Annotated in this window: 18 protein-coding genes; 11 read left to right on the forward strand and 7 right to left on the reverse strand. The window is 66.4% G+C overall.

The features are described 5' to 3' along the window. Positions 1–41: 41 nt before the first annotated feature. The 3 genes from HWX69_RS12905 (at position 42) to HWX69_RS12915 (ending at position 4,759) form a co-directional block, all read left to right on the forward strand. Positions 42–1,991: a CHAT domain-containing protein gene (locus HWX69_RS12905; RefSeq protein ID WP_178917497.1), complete on the forward strand. Its 1,950-nt coding sequence runs from the start codon at positions 42–44 to the stop codon at positions 1,989–1,991. 130 nt (positions 1,992–2,121) lie between these two features. After that, the gene (gene tbsP / locus HWX69_RS12910) at positions 2,122–2,931 is read left to right on the forward strand and encodes a transcriptional regulator TbsP (RefSeq protein WP_178917498.1); all 810 of its coding nucleotides are present in this window, start codon (positions 2,122–2,124) and stop codon (positions 2,929–2,931) included. Positions 2,932–3,061: 130 nt separating this feature from the next. Beyond that, the gene (locus tag HWX69_RS12915; RefSeq protein WP_178917499.1) at positions 3,062–4,759 is read left to right on the forward strand and encodes a YcaO-like family protein; all 1,698 of its coding nucleotides are present in this window, start codon (positions 3,062–3,064) and stop codon (positions 4,757–4,759) included. A gap of 3 nt (positions 4,760–4,762) precedes the next feature. On the opposite strand, the gene HWX69_RS12920 is transcribed toward HWX69_RS12915, so the two are convergent. Genes HWX69_RS12920 through HWX69_RS12930 form a run of 3 tightly spaced genes read right to left on the reverse strand, consistent with a single transcriptional unit; the run spans position 4,763 to position 6,585 of the window. After that, a complete protein-coding gene (locus tag HWX69_RS12920) occupies positions 4,763–5,248 on the reverse strand; it encodes a DUF2062 domain-containing protein (RefSeq protein ID WP_178917500.1) in 486 nt (161 codons plus the stop codon). A gap of 48 nt (positions 5,249–5,296) precedes the next feature. Then, entirely contained in the window at positions 5,297–5,926 is a 630-nt protein-coding gene (locus tag HWX69_RS12925) for a hypothetical protein (protein ID WP_178917501.1), read from the reverse strand. Further along, on the reverse strand, positions 5,923–6,585 hold the full coding sequence (locus HWX69_RS12930; protein ID WP_178917502.1) for a hypothetical protein: 663 nt from the start codon (positions 6,583–6,585) through the stop codon (positions 5,923–5,925). The genes HWX69_RS12925 and HWX69_RS12930 overlap by 4 nt, the downstream gene beginning before the upstream one ends. A gap of 151 nt (positions 6,586–6,736) precedes the next feature. On the opposite strand from HWX69_RS12930, the gene HWX69_RS12935 reads away from it, so the two are divergent. Genes HWX69_RS12935 through HWX69_RS12945 form a run of 3 tightly spaced genes read left to right on the forward strand, consistent with a single transcriptional unit; the run spans position 6,737 to position 7,952 of the window. Next, positions 6,737–6,991, forward strand: coding sequence for an MTH865 family protein (locus HWX69_RS12935; protein WP_178917503.1), 255 nt, complete (start codon positions 6,737–6,739; stop codon positions 6,989–6,991). 53 nt (positions 6,992–7,044) lie between these two features. Beyond that, positions 7,045–7,257 (forward strand): hypothetical protein, encoded by a 213-nt coding sequence (locus tag HWX69_RS12940; protein WP_156710440.1) that lies wholly within the window; start codon positions 7,045–7,047, stop codon positions 7,255–7,257. 56 nt (positions 7,258–7,313) lie between these two features. After that, a complete protein-coding gene (locus HWX69_RS12945) occupies positions 7,314–7,952 on the forward strand; it encodes an ArsR/SmtB family transcription factor (protein ID WP_178917504.1) in 639 nt (212 codons plus the stop codon). A 3-nt stretch (positions 7,953–7,955) separates the two neighbouring features. Here the strand turns inward: HWX69_RS12945 and HWX69_RS12950 are convergent, their stop codons facing one another. Further along, positions 7,956–8,630 (reverse strand): metal-dependent transcriptional regulator, encoded by a 675-nt coding sequence (locus tag HWX69_RS12950; protein WP_178917505.1) that lies wholly within the window; start codon positions 8,628–8,630, stop codon positions 7,956–7,958. 55 nt (positions 8,631–8,685) lie between these two features. Next, positions 8,686–8,970 (reverse strand): hypothetical protein, encoded by a 285-nt coding sequence (locus tag HWX69_RS12955; protein WP_178917506.1) that lies wholly within the window; start codon positions 8,968–8,970, stop codon positions 8,686–8,688. 97 nt (positions 8,971–9,067) lie between these two features. Here HWX69_RS12955 and hisD point away from each other — a divergent pair, with 97 nt between their 5' ends. Together hisD and HWX69_RS12965 are read left to right on the forward strand one after the other, a co-directional pair. Beyond that, the gene (gene hisD / locus HWX69_RS12960; protein WP_178917507.1) at positions 9,068–10,348 is read left to right on the forward strand and encodes a histidinol dehydrogenase; all 1,281 of its coding nucleotides are present in this window, start codon (positions 9,068–9,070) and stop codon (positions 10,346–10,348) included. 25 nt (positions 10,349–10,373) lie between these two features. Beyond that, positions 10,374–11,162 (forward strand): enoyl-CoA hydratase/isomerase family protein, encoded by a 789-nt coding sequence (locus HWX69_RS12965; protein WP_178917508.1) that lies wholly within the window; start codon positions 10,374–10,376, stop codon positions 11,160–11,162. A 6-nt stretch (positions 11,163–11,168) separates the two neighbouring features. On the opposite strand, the gene HWX69_RS12970 is transcribed toward HWX69_RS12965, so the two are convergent. Then, positions 11,169–12,413 (reverse strand): MFS transporter, encoded by a 1,245-nt coding sequence (locus HWX69_RS12970; RefSeq protein ID WP_178917509.1) that lies wholly within the window; start codon positions 12,411–12,413, stop codon positions 11,169–11,171. 86 nt (positions 12,414–12,499) lie between these two features. Between HWX69_RS12970 and HWX69_RS12975 the strand changes: the two genes are divergently transcribed. Genes HWX69_RS12975 through HWX69_RS12985 form a run of 3 tightly spaced genes read left to right on the forward strand, consistent with a single transcriptional unit; the run spans position 12,500 to position 14,256 of the window. Next, positions 12,500–12,874, forward strand: coding sequence for a universal stress protein (locus HWX69_RS12975; RefSeq protein WP_178917510.1), 375 nt, complete (start codon positions 12,500–12,502; stop codon positions 12,872–12,874). Positions 12,875–12,913: 39 nt separating this feature from the next. Next, on the forward strand, positions 12,914–13,858 hold the full coding sequence (locus HWX69_RS12980; protein ID WP_178917511.1) for a D-2-hydroxyacid dehydrogenase: 945 nt from the start codon (positions 12,914–12,916) through the stop codon (positions 13,856–13,858). 26 nt (positions 13,859–13,884) lie between these two features. Next, the gene (locus tag HWX69_RS12985) at positions 13,885–14,256 is read left to right on the forward strand and encodes a universal stress protein (RefSeq protein WP_178917512.1); all 372 of its coding nucleotides are present in this window, start codon (positions 13,885–13,887) and stop codon (positions 14,254–14,256) included. On the opposite strand, the gene HWX69_RS12990 is transcribed toward HWX69_RS12985, so the two are convergent. Continuing rightward, complete coding sequence (locus HWX69_RS12990) at positions 14,253–14,627, reverse strand: VOC family protein (protein WP_178917513.1); 375 nt, start codon at positions 14,625–14,627, stop codon at positions 14,253–14,255. The two genes, HWX69_RS12985 and HWX69_RS12990, sit on opposite strands and share 4 nt — an antisense overlap. Positions 14,628–14,640: the final 13 nt, after the last annotated feature.

Raw genomic sequence — 14,640 nt, forward strand, 5'->3', positions numbered from 1 at the left:
TGGGAGTAGTATTATACAACAGGAAACCAACCGAACGATAGATGGTCGAGTGGGCCGCGGCTGAGGACTGTGTCTGCGGATTCGGCGACGACGACTCGGTGGAAATCGGCGTTAGTGACTGGCAGCTCGGCGGTGACCCGCCGTCGCTACCCGCCGCCACCGACGCCGTCGTCGTCGGCACGACCACCAGGCTCGGTTTGCCCGCGGATGTGGCTGTTTCCGTCGCTTCGTCGGGCGGCCGCCCGCTCGAACCCGGCGCGCTTCCGGCCGGTCGACACCACCTCCGGGTGGCCGCGCCGCTGGAATCGCACCTCGCCTTCGACGGTCCGGCAACCGTCGTCGACGCCGGTGACGGTTTCGGGGTCGAATTTTCGGAACCGACAGCAGTGGCCGTCGGATTCCGTGAGGCTCCGGCGCCACGTCCGACGGTGACGGTGCCGAAGACGCCGGCGGGACTGGCGACCGCAGTCACGGCCGCCGGCTGGACGCACCGAACGGCTGGCCCGGTCCGTTCGCATCCGGGGTTCCGCCCTCGGACGCCCCGCGTGACCTTCGGCGAGCAGTCGATACCGACGGGGCTTCGCGACCGCTCGCCGGCGGCGACGGTAACCGTTCCCCCCTCGACGAGAGCCGTCCTCGTCGCGGCACCGATGACGTACTACCTCGGGGCGGAGCTGCGGGTGGCCGAAGGGGTGCCACACATCGAAAGTCCGGCACTCACTCGGACCTTCGAGCCATTCCCCGCGTTCGGCGACACCGTCGCTGAGTGGCTCCGACGACTCTGTACGCTCGATAGCAGACTGCGTTCGGTCCCCGGTGAGTCGGGGCCGATGTCCGTCGACGGCTACGATGCCGAGACGTTGCGGTCGGCACCGCCGACGGCGCGGTTGCGGGCCGCACTCGAGGCGTCCTCGCCGACGCTGCCGCAGTGGCCGCTGTCGACGTACGTCGACGAAACCGTCGAAAACGGTCGGTATCTCTCGTACGTGCTCGACCGATTGAGCCTCGTCCACCCCGCGGAGTCGTCGGCGCTCGACCCGAAGGCGCTGTTGAAGCGGAGCCTCGACGAGTTCTATCGCGGTGAGTCCCCGAACGTCGAGGCCGTCGACCCGGCGCTCTCGGAGAGTCGCTTCCACGCGTGGCTCGCCGACGGAACCCCCGTCGACGCCTACACCCTCCTCGGAGCGGAATCGGGCCGACAACCGCCGACGGAGGGGCTGACGGTCGACGTGGTGTGCAACGACGCCGACATGGCGTCGGAACGGGAGGTGGCTGCGGTGTATCGCCGCCGGCTCGCGGGCCACGGCGTATCTGTCCGGGTCCACGAGGGGCTCCAGCGCCGGGAATTGGCAGCGGTATTCGAAGGCCGGACCGATTTGGTCCACTTCATCGGTCACGTCGAAACGGACGGACTGGTGTGTCCGGACGGCACGCTCGCCGCGGCCGACCTCGATACCTGCGGCGCAGCGGCGTTCTTCCTCAACGCCTGTGGCTCCTATTACGAAGGATACGACCTCGTCAGACAGGGGGCAACCGTCGGCGCAACGACGCTGACGGCGGTACTCGACGAGCAGGCGGTACGACTCGGGACGACGTTCGCCGAACTGCTCGCCGCCGGCTACTCCTTCGACCGGGCGCTGTCGGTGGCGCGGCGCGAAATCATCGTCGGGCGTGATTACGTCGTCGTCGGTGACGGCACGCATCGACTCCGTCAGCCGACGGGACAGCCGGCGACGCTCGACGTACAGACCGACGGCAAGGCGTTCACCGTCCGATACGACGTGACTGCACCGGATTCGGCCGGCAGGCGGTACATCGAACCGTTCGACGGTGGGGAGCGACTCGCGGGAACGTCGGCGACCGCGACCCTCGACCGCGGGGGGCTCCGCGAACTGCTGTCACGCCACTCGGTGCCGGTGCGATACGACGGCAACCTCGTGTGGGCGACGGAACTGGCGGAGCGATTGGAAGCGACGAGACAACACGATTAAATAGGCGACGAACCGCTGCATAAATAATCGAAGCCGTACAGGTACGGCAATTTATGTATTTTCGAGGAGTTTTCCATCGAGTTTCCCGCTAATATTAAATACGTTCAGAGACATACTTTCACACACGATAATGCAATCAAACCTTGTCGAGCGGACCGTTGCCGACGTTCTCAACGAGGCGCTCAGCGCCGCCGACGAAGAGCTGTTCGTCGTCAACCCCCCCGCAGATGTCATCGAGGAACTCGTCGAGGTACTCGGCGAGGGAGCACCGACGGTACGGTTGCTCGCAGCGGAGAGCGAGCTGAAATCCGTGATGGACGACTTCATCGTCGCGAGTCGCGCAGCCGACCACATCGAGGCCGAACGCCTCGACGTTCGAACCCACGAGGACGGAACCAACACGCTTCTCGTCACCGACGCCTCCGTCGTCGCCATCGTCAGCGCTGGCGACCGAGTCGCCGGCCTCGCGACCGACAACGAGGCGTTCATCGAGAGCGCATACGAGCAGTTCACGAGCGACTGGGAGAACGCCGAGTCGTTCAACCTTCGAACGCCCGCCATCTCTCGTGTCCGGGAGACGCTGACGGCCGAACTCGGAGAACCGACCGCCGACGACTTCGACGGCGTCCTCCAGTCGCTGGAGACGGCCCGCGGCGACGGCGAGGGGCTCGACGAGGTGACCATCTCCCTGCTCGTCGCGGCAAAGAACGAAGACCTCCTCTACGACATCTCGAAGTGGGGCGAGGACGTGGGTATCGCATCGAAGGCCACCTTCTCCCGGACGAAGACCCGGATGGAAGAGATGGGACTCATCGACACCGAGAAGGTGCCCATCGACGTGGGTCGCCCGCGCCTCCGTCTGAAACTGGGCGACGACCGCCTGCGTGAGGCCGACACCGGCCAACTCGCGAGCGTCGCACAGTCGATGCTCGCCGCCTGAAGCGCCTAACGGTCCGCTGTTTTCCCTCCGTTGCCCCCACGTTTATCGACCGCCGACCGGTAGGGACCGTCATGGAACTCAATCGCGAACGGCCGTCCGCGGTCGCCTCCCGAATGGCGGTGTCGTCGGCGTGACCACGGTCGGCTTACTCGGCGGTGGACCCGCTGTCGAAGCGATTCGTTCGGCGCTTTCGGATACGGATGCCGACGCCGTCGCCATCGATGCCGACCGTATCGGTACGACCGATGTCGCCGCAGCCGTCGGCCCTGCTGGCGACGACGGGTTCGCTGCCGCGACGGCAGCGGCGCGACGGACGGACACCGCGTTTCTCGCCATCGAACTGGGCGGCATCGGTGGTCTGGCCGTCGAGGGCGTCGACGCCGCCGTCTCGGGGTTCGCCCCCGGAACGGCGTGTCACGACTGTCTCCGTGGACGGGTTGCTGCAGCCGAACCGGACACCGACAGCGGAGCCTACGACGCCGGAACCGCACGCTTCGCAGGCGCGCTCGCGGGACGGGAGTTGACGACGCTCGTCGCCGGCGGACAGTCGGCCGTCGTCGGGGGCGTCGTCGAGGTTCCACACAGCCAGCGTCGCGTCCTACCGCTACCGTACTGTGACTGTGCGGATTCGGAGGACCGACGCCTTCGCCGGAATCACGACCCGCGGCCGCTGGAGGAGGCGCTCACGATGGCGGAACTGACCTTCGACGAGCGCGTCGGGCCAATCGCGAGCGTCGGCGAAATCGAGTCGTTCCCGGTCCCGTACTACCTGTCGACGCTCAACGGGACGCCGTTTTCCGACGCCGACGTACCCGAACACGCCGCCGGCGTCGGATTGGACTGGGACCCGGCGTTCATGAAGGCACTCGGCGAGGCCTTAGAGCGCTACAGCGCCGCGGTGTATCGGGAATCGGCGTTCGAGCGCAATCCGACGAATCCTATCGACCCGGTGCGGTTCGTCGCACCCGGTGACGCCGTCGGCGCCGACTCGGTCCAGCGGTGGCACCCGGCGACGAACCTCGAAACCGGTGACGCCGTCGAACTGCCGGCGGAGTTGGTCGTGTTCCCGCCGCCGGAGCGTCGGATTCGCCCCGCGATTACGACCGGCCTCGGGTTGGGCAACGGCGGCGTCGAGGCGCTGTTGTCCGGACTGTACGAGGTGATAGAGCGGGACGCCGCGATGCTGTCGTGGTACTCGACGTTCGAACCTCTTGGGTTGGCTATCGACGACGAGGGATTTGAGACCCTCGCTGCGCGCGCACGGAGCGAGGAACTGACCGCGACGGCGCTGTTGTTGACACAGGACGTGGACGTGCCGGTCGTCGCCAGTTGCGTCCACCGCGAAGGGGAGTGGCCGCGGTTCGCGGCGGGGATGGCCGCCGATTTCGACCCGGAGGCGGCCGCGCGGGACGCCCTGGAGGAAGCCATCCAGAACTGGCTCGAACTGCGTCGGATGGGCCCCGACCGCGCTGCCGACGAACCGGGAGCAATCGGCCACTACGCCGATTTCCCGGCAACGGCACGGGAGTTCGTCGCCCCGGAGACGACGATACCGGCGGCGAGCGTCGGCCCCGAAACGCCGCCCGACGGGGAAGCCGAACTCGACGCGTTGGTCGAACGCGTCTCCGATGCCGGACTCGACGCCTACGGTGCCCGGGTGACCCCGCGAGACGTGGCGACGCTCGGGTTCGAGGCCGTCCGAGTGGTCGTTCCCGAGGCCCAGCCGCTTTTCACGAACGACCCCTACTTCGGTGAGCGGGCCGAATCGGTGCCCGAGTCGCTCGGGTTCCAGCCCCGACCGGACCGAGACCACCATCCGTTCCCGTGACGCTCACTCCGAGAACGGCTCGGCGATGTGGTCGACGACATCGATATCCCGGCGTCGGAGTTCCCGGATGAGTCGAAGCGCGATCCCGTAACCGACGACGGCGACGACGACTGCGATGACGACGTTGCCGACGAGGAGTCGAACCAGCACCTCCGGCCCGAGCGAAAGCGACAACTCCGAGACGGAGGCGCCCTCGACCGGCCCGAGGATACGCGAACCGAGCCAGAAACTCGCGGCGTAGATGGCCCACTTCACCGGCGGGTTCATCACGACGACGGAGGCGAACAGCGCGAGTTTACTGACCCGCTCGAAGGTGTAGGCGAGTGCGACGAACAGCACCAAGGCGATACCGAGGTTCGGGAGCGCGGAGACGAACACGCCGACCGAAAAGCTCGTCGCCACGTCGTGGGGCGGAAGTTCCTCGGAGAAGGCGTCCTCTAACGACGCTCTGACTCGGTCGCGGTACGCCGCCAGCCGTCGCCGAGGCATGGTAGTCTGTCGCTCTCCACGGCCATCAACGCTCCGGGCGAGATCGAATTACGGTCCCATGAGCACCCGTTCACGGATGAGTTCCGCGACGCCGGAGAGGTGCGCCTGTCCGAAGACGGCCACGAGAATCGCACCGAGGGAGTTGAACATCAGGTCCCGGACGGTGTCGTCGAGTCCGTGCTGGGACACCGGCATGTCGAGTCCGGTCGCGGTTGCCGCCACGTCGAGGCCGAACTCGAAGAGTTCCCAGACGACGCCGAAAGCCAACACGACGACGAGTAGGTAGACGAAAAAGAAGCGACGTGGGATGTAGATCTCGTCGTTGTGGAGGTCCACAGCGCGGGCGAACGTGTAGCCAACGGCGGCGACGAGCGACGCCGACATCGCGTGGGTGATGCTGTCCCACCAGTCGAGTTGGCTGTAGAGACCAGCGGACCCCAGCGTGTGCAGGAAGACGGCAAGCGTAATCCAGAGCGCGAGCCACGGGTCCAACGGTAGGTCGTAGTTCCGCCTGAGCAGCGCCGGGACGAAGGTGATTACGAGCGCGATGGTGCCGTTGGTTATCGCCTTCGGTTGGACGAAGACGACCCCGCTGACGACGATACCGACCAACAGGACTTGCATCCCACGGGTTAATCGACGCTGGTTTCGACGCGAGGGGCGCGGCAGGAGGCTCATCCGCGAATCACCGTCCGGATGCGCCGCCTGAGTTGCCGACCGCGGCGTCGGAAGTACGCATCGAAGATGACTCCGGCGGCGAAACCGGCCAGCGTGACGTAGGCCCATTCGGTCATCAACGCGGCGTTGGCAGCGTCCTGCCCGAGGCTGGCACCGCCCAGAAACTCGGTACCGAGGTATTGGTCGGCGTTCCACCGCAGTACCGTCCATGCCGCCTCGGTGGCCATCGTCGTCATGACGACGAACGTGATGGCGAACCAGTGGGTCATCCGGAGGGCAGTGAACATGTGCAACTCGACGGAGACGATGAGCGCAAGCGCGGCGATGGAGAGGTAAAACGAGAACGTCCCGAGTTCGCCGCCGACGGTACCGCGAACGAGAATCGGCAACAGCGCGAGCACGAGCAGTTCCCACGGGAGCATCACCTGCCACTCGCGGTGGGCGAGTGGCGGGAGCAGGACGACGGCGCCCGTCGCGGCGACGAACGCTATCCACAGCCGGTCGAAATCGAGGAGACTCTCAACGAACACGCCCACGAGGACGGCCACCAACAGCCACGACAGCACGGCGTTGGTCCGGCCGCTCCGGAACAGCCGCGAGAGGGCGTCTTCGAGTTCCTCTCGCGACATCGACTCCGTCGAGTCCTCGCGGTCTGACATCGGTCGTCCGGAAGCGTCGAGTAGGGATAAAACCACTCGCCGTCGCCGTCCGGACGCGGCCCGGTTTCGGCCCTGAAACGGGTTGGTATATAAGCACACGGCGATGCGTAGCACAACATTCAATTGGATGTGCGTTTCATGAGCGTACGCAATGGTCGACAAAGACGACCTCCGTCAGCAGTTCATCGACGCGTTCGAAGGTGCCGATTACCCCGTCAACAGCCCGATGGACCTCGTGCCCGCCCTGCCGCAGGGCCCCGGCACGACGTTCGAATCCGGCGACTTCTCCATGACCGCCATGGAACTCAACACGAAGGGCGGGGGCAGCCAGGACTTCCCGTACGATGACGTCGAGTCTCTCGTCGACGACATCATGGAAGGCCTCGAAGAAGAAGGTCACCTCTAAACGCCGACAACACCCTTTTTATTTGCGCACGTCCGAGTCGGTAGCGACTGCTGATGCGACAGAATACGTTCGTCCGACTCTCGCTTCTCGCCTTCGGATTGGTCATCGCGAGTTTCATTCTCATGGGGACGTCGCGACTCGTCCTCGCCGACGACACCGCACGGCTGCTTTCGGCGCCGACCATGCTCGCCGGCGGCGCACTCATCGTCTTTCTGACCCTTCGGTCGGTGCTTGCGGTGTCGGGAATCCGCCCGCTCGAAGAGTGAAATGCCGGTTTGAGTTACCGGAAGGGGTATTTCCGCATCTCGAGTACGACTCGGCAATGAGTCTGTTGCCGAGTCGACTGGAGGTGTCACCGTCGCCCGACGAACCGAAGGTACTCGACATCGACGGCGAAGGTGCCGACGCGGCGTTCGACGCGCTGGGGTCGGAGACCGCCCGAAAGGTGTTGGCCGCGATTTACGACGAGCCACGAACGCCGACGGAGGTCCGCGAGAGCGTCGGTACGTCGCTACAGAACGTCCACTACCACCTCGACCGACTGGAGAACGCCGGCCTCATCGAACCGGCGGGGATGGGCTACTCCGAGAAGGGCAACGAGATGACCGTCTACGGGCCGGCGAGCGAAGCCGTCGTCCTCTTTGCGGGCCGTGACAACGACAGTTCGCGGCTCAGAAACACCCTCCAGCGGCTGTTCGGACTGTTCTTCGTCGTCAGCCTCTCGACACTGGTGTTCGCGGCGGTCTCGGAGTTGCTCAGACCGGAGGTGGCCCCACAGCCACGTAGCGACGACGTGGGGATGATGGCGGAGTCACAGTCGGCGGCCGACGCGGCCACATCCAGCGTCGCCGCACTCGACCCGCTTTTGGCCTTCTTCCTCGGTGGCTGTGTCGTCGTCGCCGCCCTCGGATTGGTGTGGGGAATCCGCGAGTACCGAGCCCGAAAGACCGCGTCGGCCTGACGGTCAGGCCTCGGCCTCGGTGACGGGAACGGTTTCGATGAGTCGGGCGATTTCCTCGGGAAGGCTCTGTCGGCCCTGGGGCGTCCGAACGGTGACGAGTCCGAACGGTGCGATTTCGACGATTTCGAGTTCGACGCCAGGTTCGATACCGGCGCCGGAGAGATAGCGCAACTCCTCGTCGCCCTGATGGCGGATGCGCCGGACGACGACGTGGTCGCCCTCGGTCGCCGAGGAGAGACGCCGCGTCTGCTCGTCGACCTCCGGCAACCGGAGGTCTGCGTCGGGTATCGGGTCGCCGTGGGGGTCGACACCGGGGTTGTCCAGCGCCTCGGCGATTCGTTCGGTCAACTCGTCGGAGACGTGGTGTTCGAGGCGGTCGGCCTCCTCGTGGACGTCGGCCCAATCGTAGTCGAGGTGTTCCGTCAGGAAGGACTCCAGAAGCCGGTGGTGGCGGAGGATTTCGAGGGCGACGACTTCACCCTCCTCGGTGAGCGTGACGCCGCGGTACTCCTCGCGGTCGACGAGTCCGCGCTCCTCCAGTTTCTTCACCATACTGGAGACGGTCGGCGAGGTGACATCTAGGTAGTCGGCGAGTTCCGACGTGCTGACGCGCTCGTCAGTGTCGTTGCCGATGATGTATATCGCCTTGATGTAGTCCTCCATGACGGCGCTCAGCATCGTCCGAGTCTTGGCGACCGGAAGGGATAGTGTTTTTCGTCCGATTGGACGGCGGTTACAGCGTCTCCTCGGGGTCGTACTTTTCGGCGGTTCGACTCGCCGCGTCGGCGAAGTACTCGCGGTCCTCCGGGGGCGTCTCCCCGAGGTTCGCGGGGTCGGCGTCGATGGCGGCGGTCGTCTCGCGTTTTGCGCCGGTGAAACTCGTCAGCGCGCGCTCCTTCCGGAGGTATCGCTCGCCGTCTGGGGTCGCGTAGGTGAGGATGACGATGTTCAGTTCGTCGTCTCCGTACGTTCGCTCGACGAGCCAGACCCGGACGGTTTCCGTCGCTGTTTCGGCCATGTTGGAACTAGGAACCGCGAACGAATGAGGCCGTCGTTGGCGTGTACCAACTGCGACGATGGAAACCGCTTTCCGGTCCGACCGCCCAACGCAAGATATGAACGTCAGGAAGATCGCCGACCTCTCGCCGGCGGAGCGTGCGGCGCTGTTCGAGCGAGACGCCGGCGTCGCCGACGCCCGCGAGGCGGCCCGGGACATCGTCGACCGGGTTCGGACGGAGGGCGACGTTGCGCTGCGGTCGTACGCAAGCGAGTTCGACGGCGTCGAAATCGGGAACATCGACGTGAGCGACGAGGCCGAACGCGCCTACGAGGAAGTCGACGACGCGGTTCGTGAAGCAATCGAGAACGCCGCCGAGAACATCCGCGCCTTCCACGAGCGACAGGTCCCCGAGGACTGGCGGGAGGACTTCGAGGGCCGGGAGCTGGGGCGACGTTATCGACCCCTTGAGCGCGTCGGCGTGTACGCTCCCGGCGGCACGGCGGCGTACCCATCCAGCGTCCTGATGGGCGTCATCCCGGCGAAAGTCGCAGGTGTCGACCACGTCGCGGTCGCGACGCCGCCGGCCGAGGAGTTGAACCCCGCGACGCTGGCGGCGATACACGTCGCCGACGCCGACGCGGTATACCAGGTCGGCGGCGCACAGGCCATCGCGGCGCTGGCCTACGGTACGGAGACGGTGTCGGCCGTCGAGAAAGTCGTCGGGCCGGGCAACAGGTGGGTCACCGCGGCGAAAGCCGAGGTGCGCGGCGACGTTGAAATCGACTTCCTCGCCGGCCCCTCCGAGGTGTTGGTCGTCGCCGACGACACCGCCGACCCCGAGCTCGTCGCCGCCGATATGGTCGCACAGGCCGAACACGACGAGAACGCCTCGGTGGTCTGTGTCACCGACGACGAGGCGACAGCCGAGGCAGTCGCCGAGGCCTGCACGGAACAGGCCGAAGACCGGGAGCGCCGGGAGGTCATCGAGGCGGCGCTGGACAACGACGCCTCGGGCGTGCTGCTGGCCCGGTCGATGCCCGAGGCCGTGCTGTTCGCCGAGGAGTACGCCGCCGAACACCTCTCGATTCAGACCGACGACGACGAGGCGATACTGGACCGCATCGACTCCGCCGGTAGCGTCTTCCTTGGCGCCGCCTCGCCGGTCGCTGCCGGCGACTACGCCTCCGGCCCGAACCACGTCCTCCCGACCGGCGGGCTGGCGAAGGTCGCCGGCGGCCTCTCCGTGGACCACTTCCTCCGCTCGACGACGGTACAGAAACTCGACGGCGATGCGCTCGCGGATATCCGAGAGACGGTGACGACGCTCGCCCGCGCGGAGGGACTGGAGGCCCACGCCGAGAGCGTCGACCGGCGCTTCGCGGGCGACGAAAGTTAAGGGGGTCCGCGCCGTCGGGTGTCGTATGTCACAGTACGACACCATCGAGGTGACCCGCGATGGCGCCGTCGGTCGCGTCGCCTTCGACCGCCCGGATGCACACAACTCCCTGAACGAGACGATGGGCGAGGAACTCGCGGCGGCCGCCCACGACCTCGTCAGCGACGATTCGGTGCGGTGTATCACGCTCACCGGCAACGGCCCCGTCTTCAACACCGGTGCAGACCTCACGATGTTGTCGGGCGACGAGACCGACGAACCAACCCTGCGAAAGCTGACGAACCTGCTTCACGAGTTCGTCGCCCAACTGATTCGGGCGCCGAAACCGGTCGTCACGGGTGTCAACGGCGTCACCGCCGGCGGCGGCCTCGGCCCGGCCATCTGTGGCGACATCGTCCTCATCGCCGAATCCGCGCGACTGGAGTTCGCCTACCCCCGAATCGCGCTTTCGGGCGACGGCGGGTCTACGTACCTGTTGCCGCGACTCGTCGGGATGCGAACCGCACAGGAAATCGCCTTCCGGGACGAGCCAATCGGCGCCGAGGAGGCCGTCGACATCGGGCTGGCGACGGAAGTCGTCGTCGACGACGAGTTCGAAGCGCGCCTCACCGAGGAGGCCGAACGACTCGCCTCTGGACCGACGAAGAGCTACGCGGCGACGAAGGGACTGCTCCGGAAGAGCTTCGACAACTCGCTGAACGAACAGCTCGCCGAGGAGGGCGACACCATCGCCGGCCTCACCGACACCGAGGACTTCTCGCGAGGACACGCCGCGTTCAACAGCGACGAGGAACCGGATTTCACCGGGAAGTAAGGCGCCTCAGTCGTCTACAACAACGGCGCTGCGTTCGGCATCGTAGGTTTCGACCAGCCCCCACGCCACGAGCGCGGTCGCGAGGAAGCCGACGAGACTCGCCGCGACGAACGCCAACTCGTAGCTGTACAGCGTCGCGACGCCGCCGACGAGTGCGGGACCGAAGACGCCCCCGAGCCCCTTCGCGGTCTCCCGTATCCCCATCAATTCCGATTCGCGGGTAGCCGGCGCCACGTCGCTGATGAACGCCAATCCGCCGATTGTCATCGCCGAGAACGACGCGCCCAAGACGACGAAGGTGGCGACGCCGAAGGCGAGGCGGGAAACGCCGGCCGGGACTGCCGTCAGCCCGGCAGCCATCAACGCGAAGACGGCGCTACCGCCCATCCCGACGACGACCAGCGGTTTCCGACCGATGTTGTCGGCGACGACGCCGAGGGCGTACATGAACAGCACTTGCGAGCCGTGGTTGAACGCGAGCAGCACGCCCATCAGGACCTGCGTGACGCCGACGATGGTGATGAGATACGGCGCGACGATTGCCATGATTCCGAGGACGGCGAGGTTTCGGAGCGCGACCGCCGCGTAGAGCCACAGCAACCCGTTCGTCGTGAGGTGACCGCGTTCGTCCGGTGCGGGGAACAGTCGTCTACGCGTCTCGGCGGCGACTTCTTTCGCGGTCGGTTGCCGCTCCGGCGTCGGCGTCGGGTCCGACACCGCGAGCACCGCGACCGTCGAGAGGAACGTCACCGCGGCGATGGCCCAGTAGATGTCGACGGGCGTGACGTACTCCAAGAGTGCGCCGGAGACGACGTATCCGAGCGCGAACCCACCGGAGCGGGCGCTGTTGAAGATGCCGATGGAGCGCCCCCGTCCCGTCGTGCCGCCGTGGTGGCTGGCGATGGCGAGTGCGACCGGCGCGAATCCGGCGAGGAAGGCGGCGTAGACGCCACGAGAGCCGACCGCGACGGCGACGGTGTCGGCGACGACCAACGGGAGAACGGCGAGGACGCCACCGATACCGGTGACGAGGAGAACGAGTCGGCGCTTTCCGGTGATGTCCGCGAGGGCACCCCAGAACGGCGAGAACAGCATCAATCCGGCGTAGTATGCGGTGCCGACGACGCCGGCGGCGAAGGCGGAGGCGCGTGCCTCGACGACTACCGCCAAGGCCGTTCCCATGAGGATGGCGCCCGCAAACCGCGCGAAGGTGGCGAGGCTCAGCGCCGCCCACTGCCGACGACTCGTCATTGTCGACTGCGACGACCGGCCCGTTGGTAAGCGACGCGATTCGAGCCGACCCGAAGCTTCGAGGGCACCGCCGTCGAAGCCGTCGTATGCGCTATCTGGTCGCGACCGACTCCGTACACACGACGGCGGCCGCCTGTGGTTATCTCGACCCTCGGCTCGAAGACGACGACTTCGTCAGCGTCGTCTCGGTGCCCGGAACCGACGGCCGCGACGCCGAAGACGCTCTCAATGTCGTGACCGCTCGATTGGCCGGACGCGCCGATATCACCACCGAGCAGTTCCTGACCGACGGCGACCCCGCCTCGGGCATCCTCTCGGCGGCGAACAACGCCGACATCGACGTTATCGTCATCGGTCCCCACGCCGGCGACCCCGATTCCGGCCCGGAGTTGGGCGGCACCGCACGACGGATACTCGAAGGCGCCAACGTGCCGGTCGTCGTCGTTCCCCTGTCCGTCTGAGACGCTGGCGTTGATTAGGTGTGCCGACGAACCTCCGGTATGGAACTGCTCGTCCTGCGGGAAGGCGTCCACCGGCTGTCGGCCGAGTCCTACGCCGAACGGCTCGAAGAGCGACTTGACGACCACTGGGTTCGGTTCGCCGCAACGCCGGCCGACGAACGCCGACTGCTCGCGTCGGCGGACGTGGTGACCGGACCGCGAATCGACGCCGAAGCAATCGACGATGCATCGAACCTGCGGTTGTTCGCCTGCACCTATGCGGGCTACGGCCACCTCCCGATGGACGCCTTCCGCGACGCCGGTATCGCGGTAACGAACGCCACCGGCGTCCACGCACCGAACGCCGCCGAACACGTCCTCGGTACGATACTCGCCTTCTCGCGGCGCCTCCACGAGGCCGCACGTGCCGAAACATGGCAGGCTCTTGACCCAGGTGAGCTTGCGGGATCGACCGTGACTATCGTCGGACTGGGCGCTATCGGCACCGCGATCGCCGACCGCCTCGATTCCTTCGAGGTGACCACCCTCGGCGTCCGGAGAACGCCCGAAGACGGCGGTCCGACCGACGAGGTGTTCGGCCCCGACCGCCTCCACGAGGCGCTGGCCCGAACGGAGTACCTCGTGTTGTGCTGTCCACTTACAGAATCGACACGGGGGCTAATCGGTTCGGCCGAGTTGACTACGCTGCCGCCGGATGCGGTGCTGGTCAACGTCGCCCGCGGTGCGGTCGTCGACACCGACGCACTCGTCCGTTCGCTTCGCCGAGGGCGTCTGGGTGGCGCCGCACTCGACGTAACCGACCCCGAACCGCTTCCCGACGACCATCCACTGTGGAACTTCGACGATGTGTTGATAACGCCACACACCGCCGGGGCGACGCCGAAATACTACGACCGACTGGCCGACATCGTCGCGGACAACGTGCGGCGCTTGGCCAACGACCGGCCGCTCCGCAATCAGGTCGGCACAGCCGAAAACCATTAGCGACGGGTCGTCTAACGTCTCCGACGATGACACGGTACCTCGTTGCGACGGCGTCCGCACCGACCACGGAGGCCGCCTGCGAGTACCTCACGGAGAAACTGGAATCCGACGACGAGGTCTACGTCCTCACCGTCGACGTGCCCGAGGAGGCCGACGACCGCGAGGCCGCACTCGACGTGGCACAGGTGGAGTTGACTGGTCTGGTCGAGGTCCGGACGTTCCGGCGCGAGGGCGTCCCGGGACAGGAAATCGTCAACTTCGTCCGCGACAACGACATCGACGAAATCATCGTCGGGCCGGCGAGAAGCGGCGGCATCTCGACTATCGGGTCGACGACACGGACCGTCCTCAACAAAGTCGACAAGCCCGTGTTCGTCCTTCCGGCGCGGACGTCCTAATCCTCCAGCGGTTCGATGAGCTCGATAGCGTGGCCGTCGGGGTCGCGGACGAATGCCGTCCGGGCACCAGCGGCGGGCTGGTCGCCCGGCTCTTTGATGACGCCGTGGTCGTCTATCTCCTCGAAGGCCGCATCGACGTCGTCGACTTTCACCGCGAGATGGTCCCAGAGGTCGCCCGCCTCGCTGGGGGTTTGCCCCTCGGTGTCGGAGAGCTGGAGTTCGACGCCGTTGTCGTCGGCGACGTAGCGGTTGACGGTCTCGCCGTCGGGCGTCTCGAAGCCCCACGACTCCTCGAAGTCGAGGTTCTCGGTGTACCATTCGATGGACCGGTCGACGTCCGAAACGTTCAGACAGGTGTGCAGGATGACCATACGACAGCGGCAC

Source organism: Natronomonas gomsonensis, assembly GCF_013391635.1.
GTDB lineage: Archaea > Halobacteriota > Halobacteria > Halobacteriales > Haloarculaceae > Natronomonas > Natronomonas gomsonensis_A.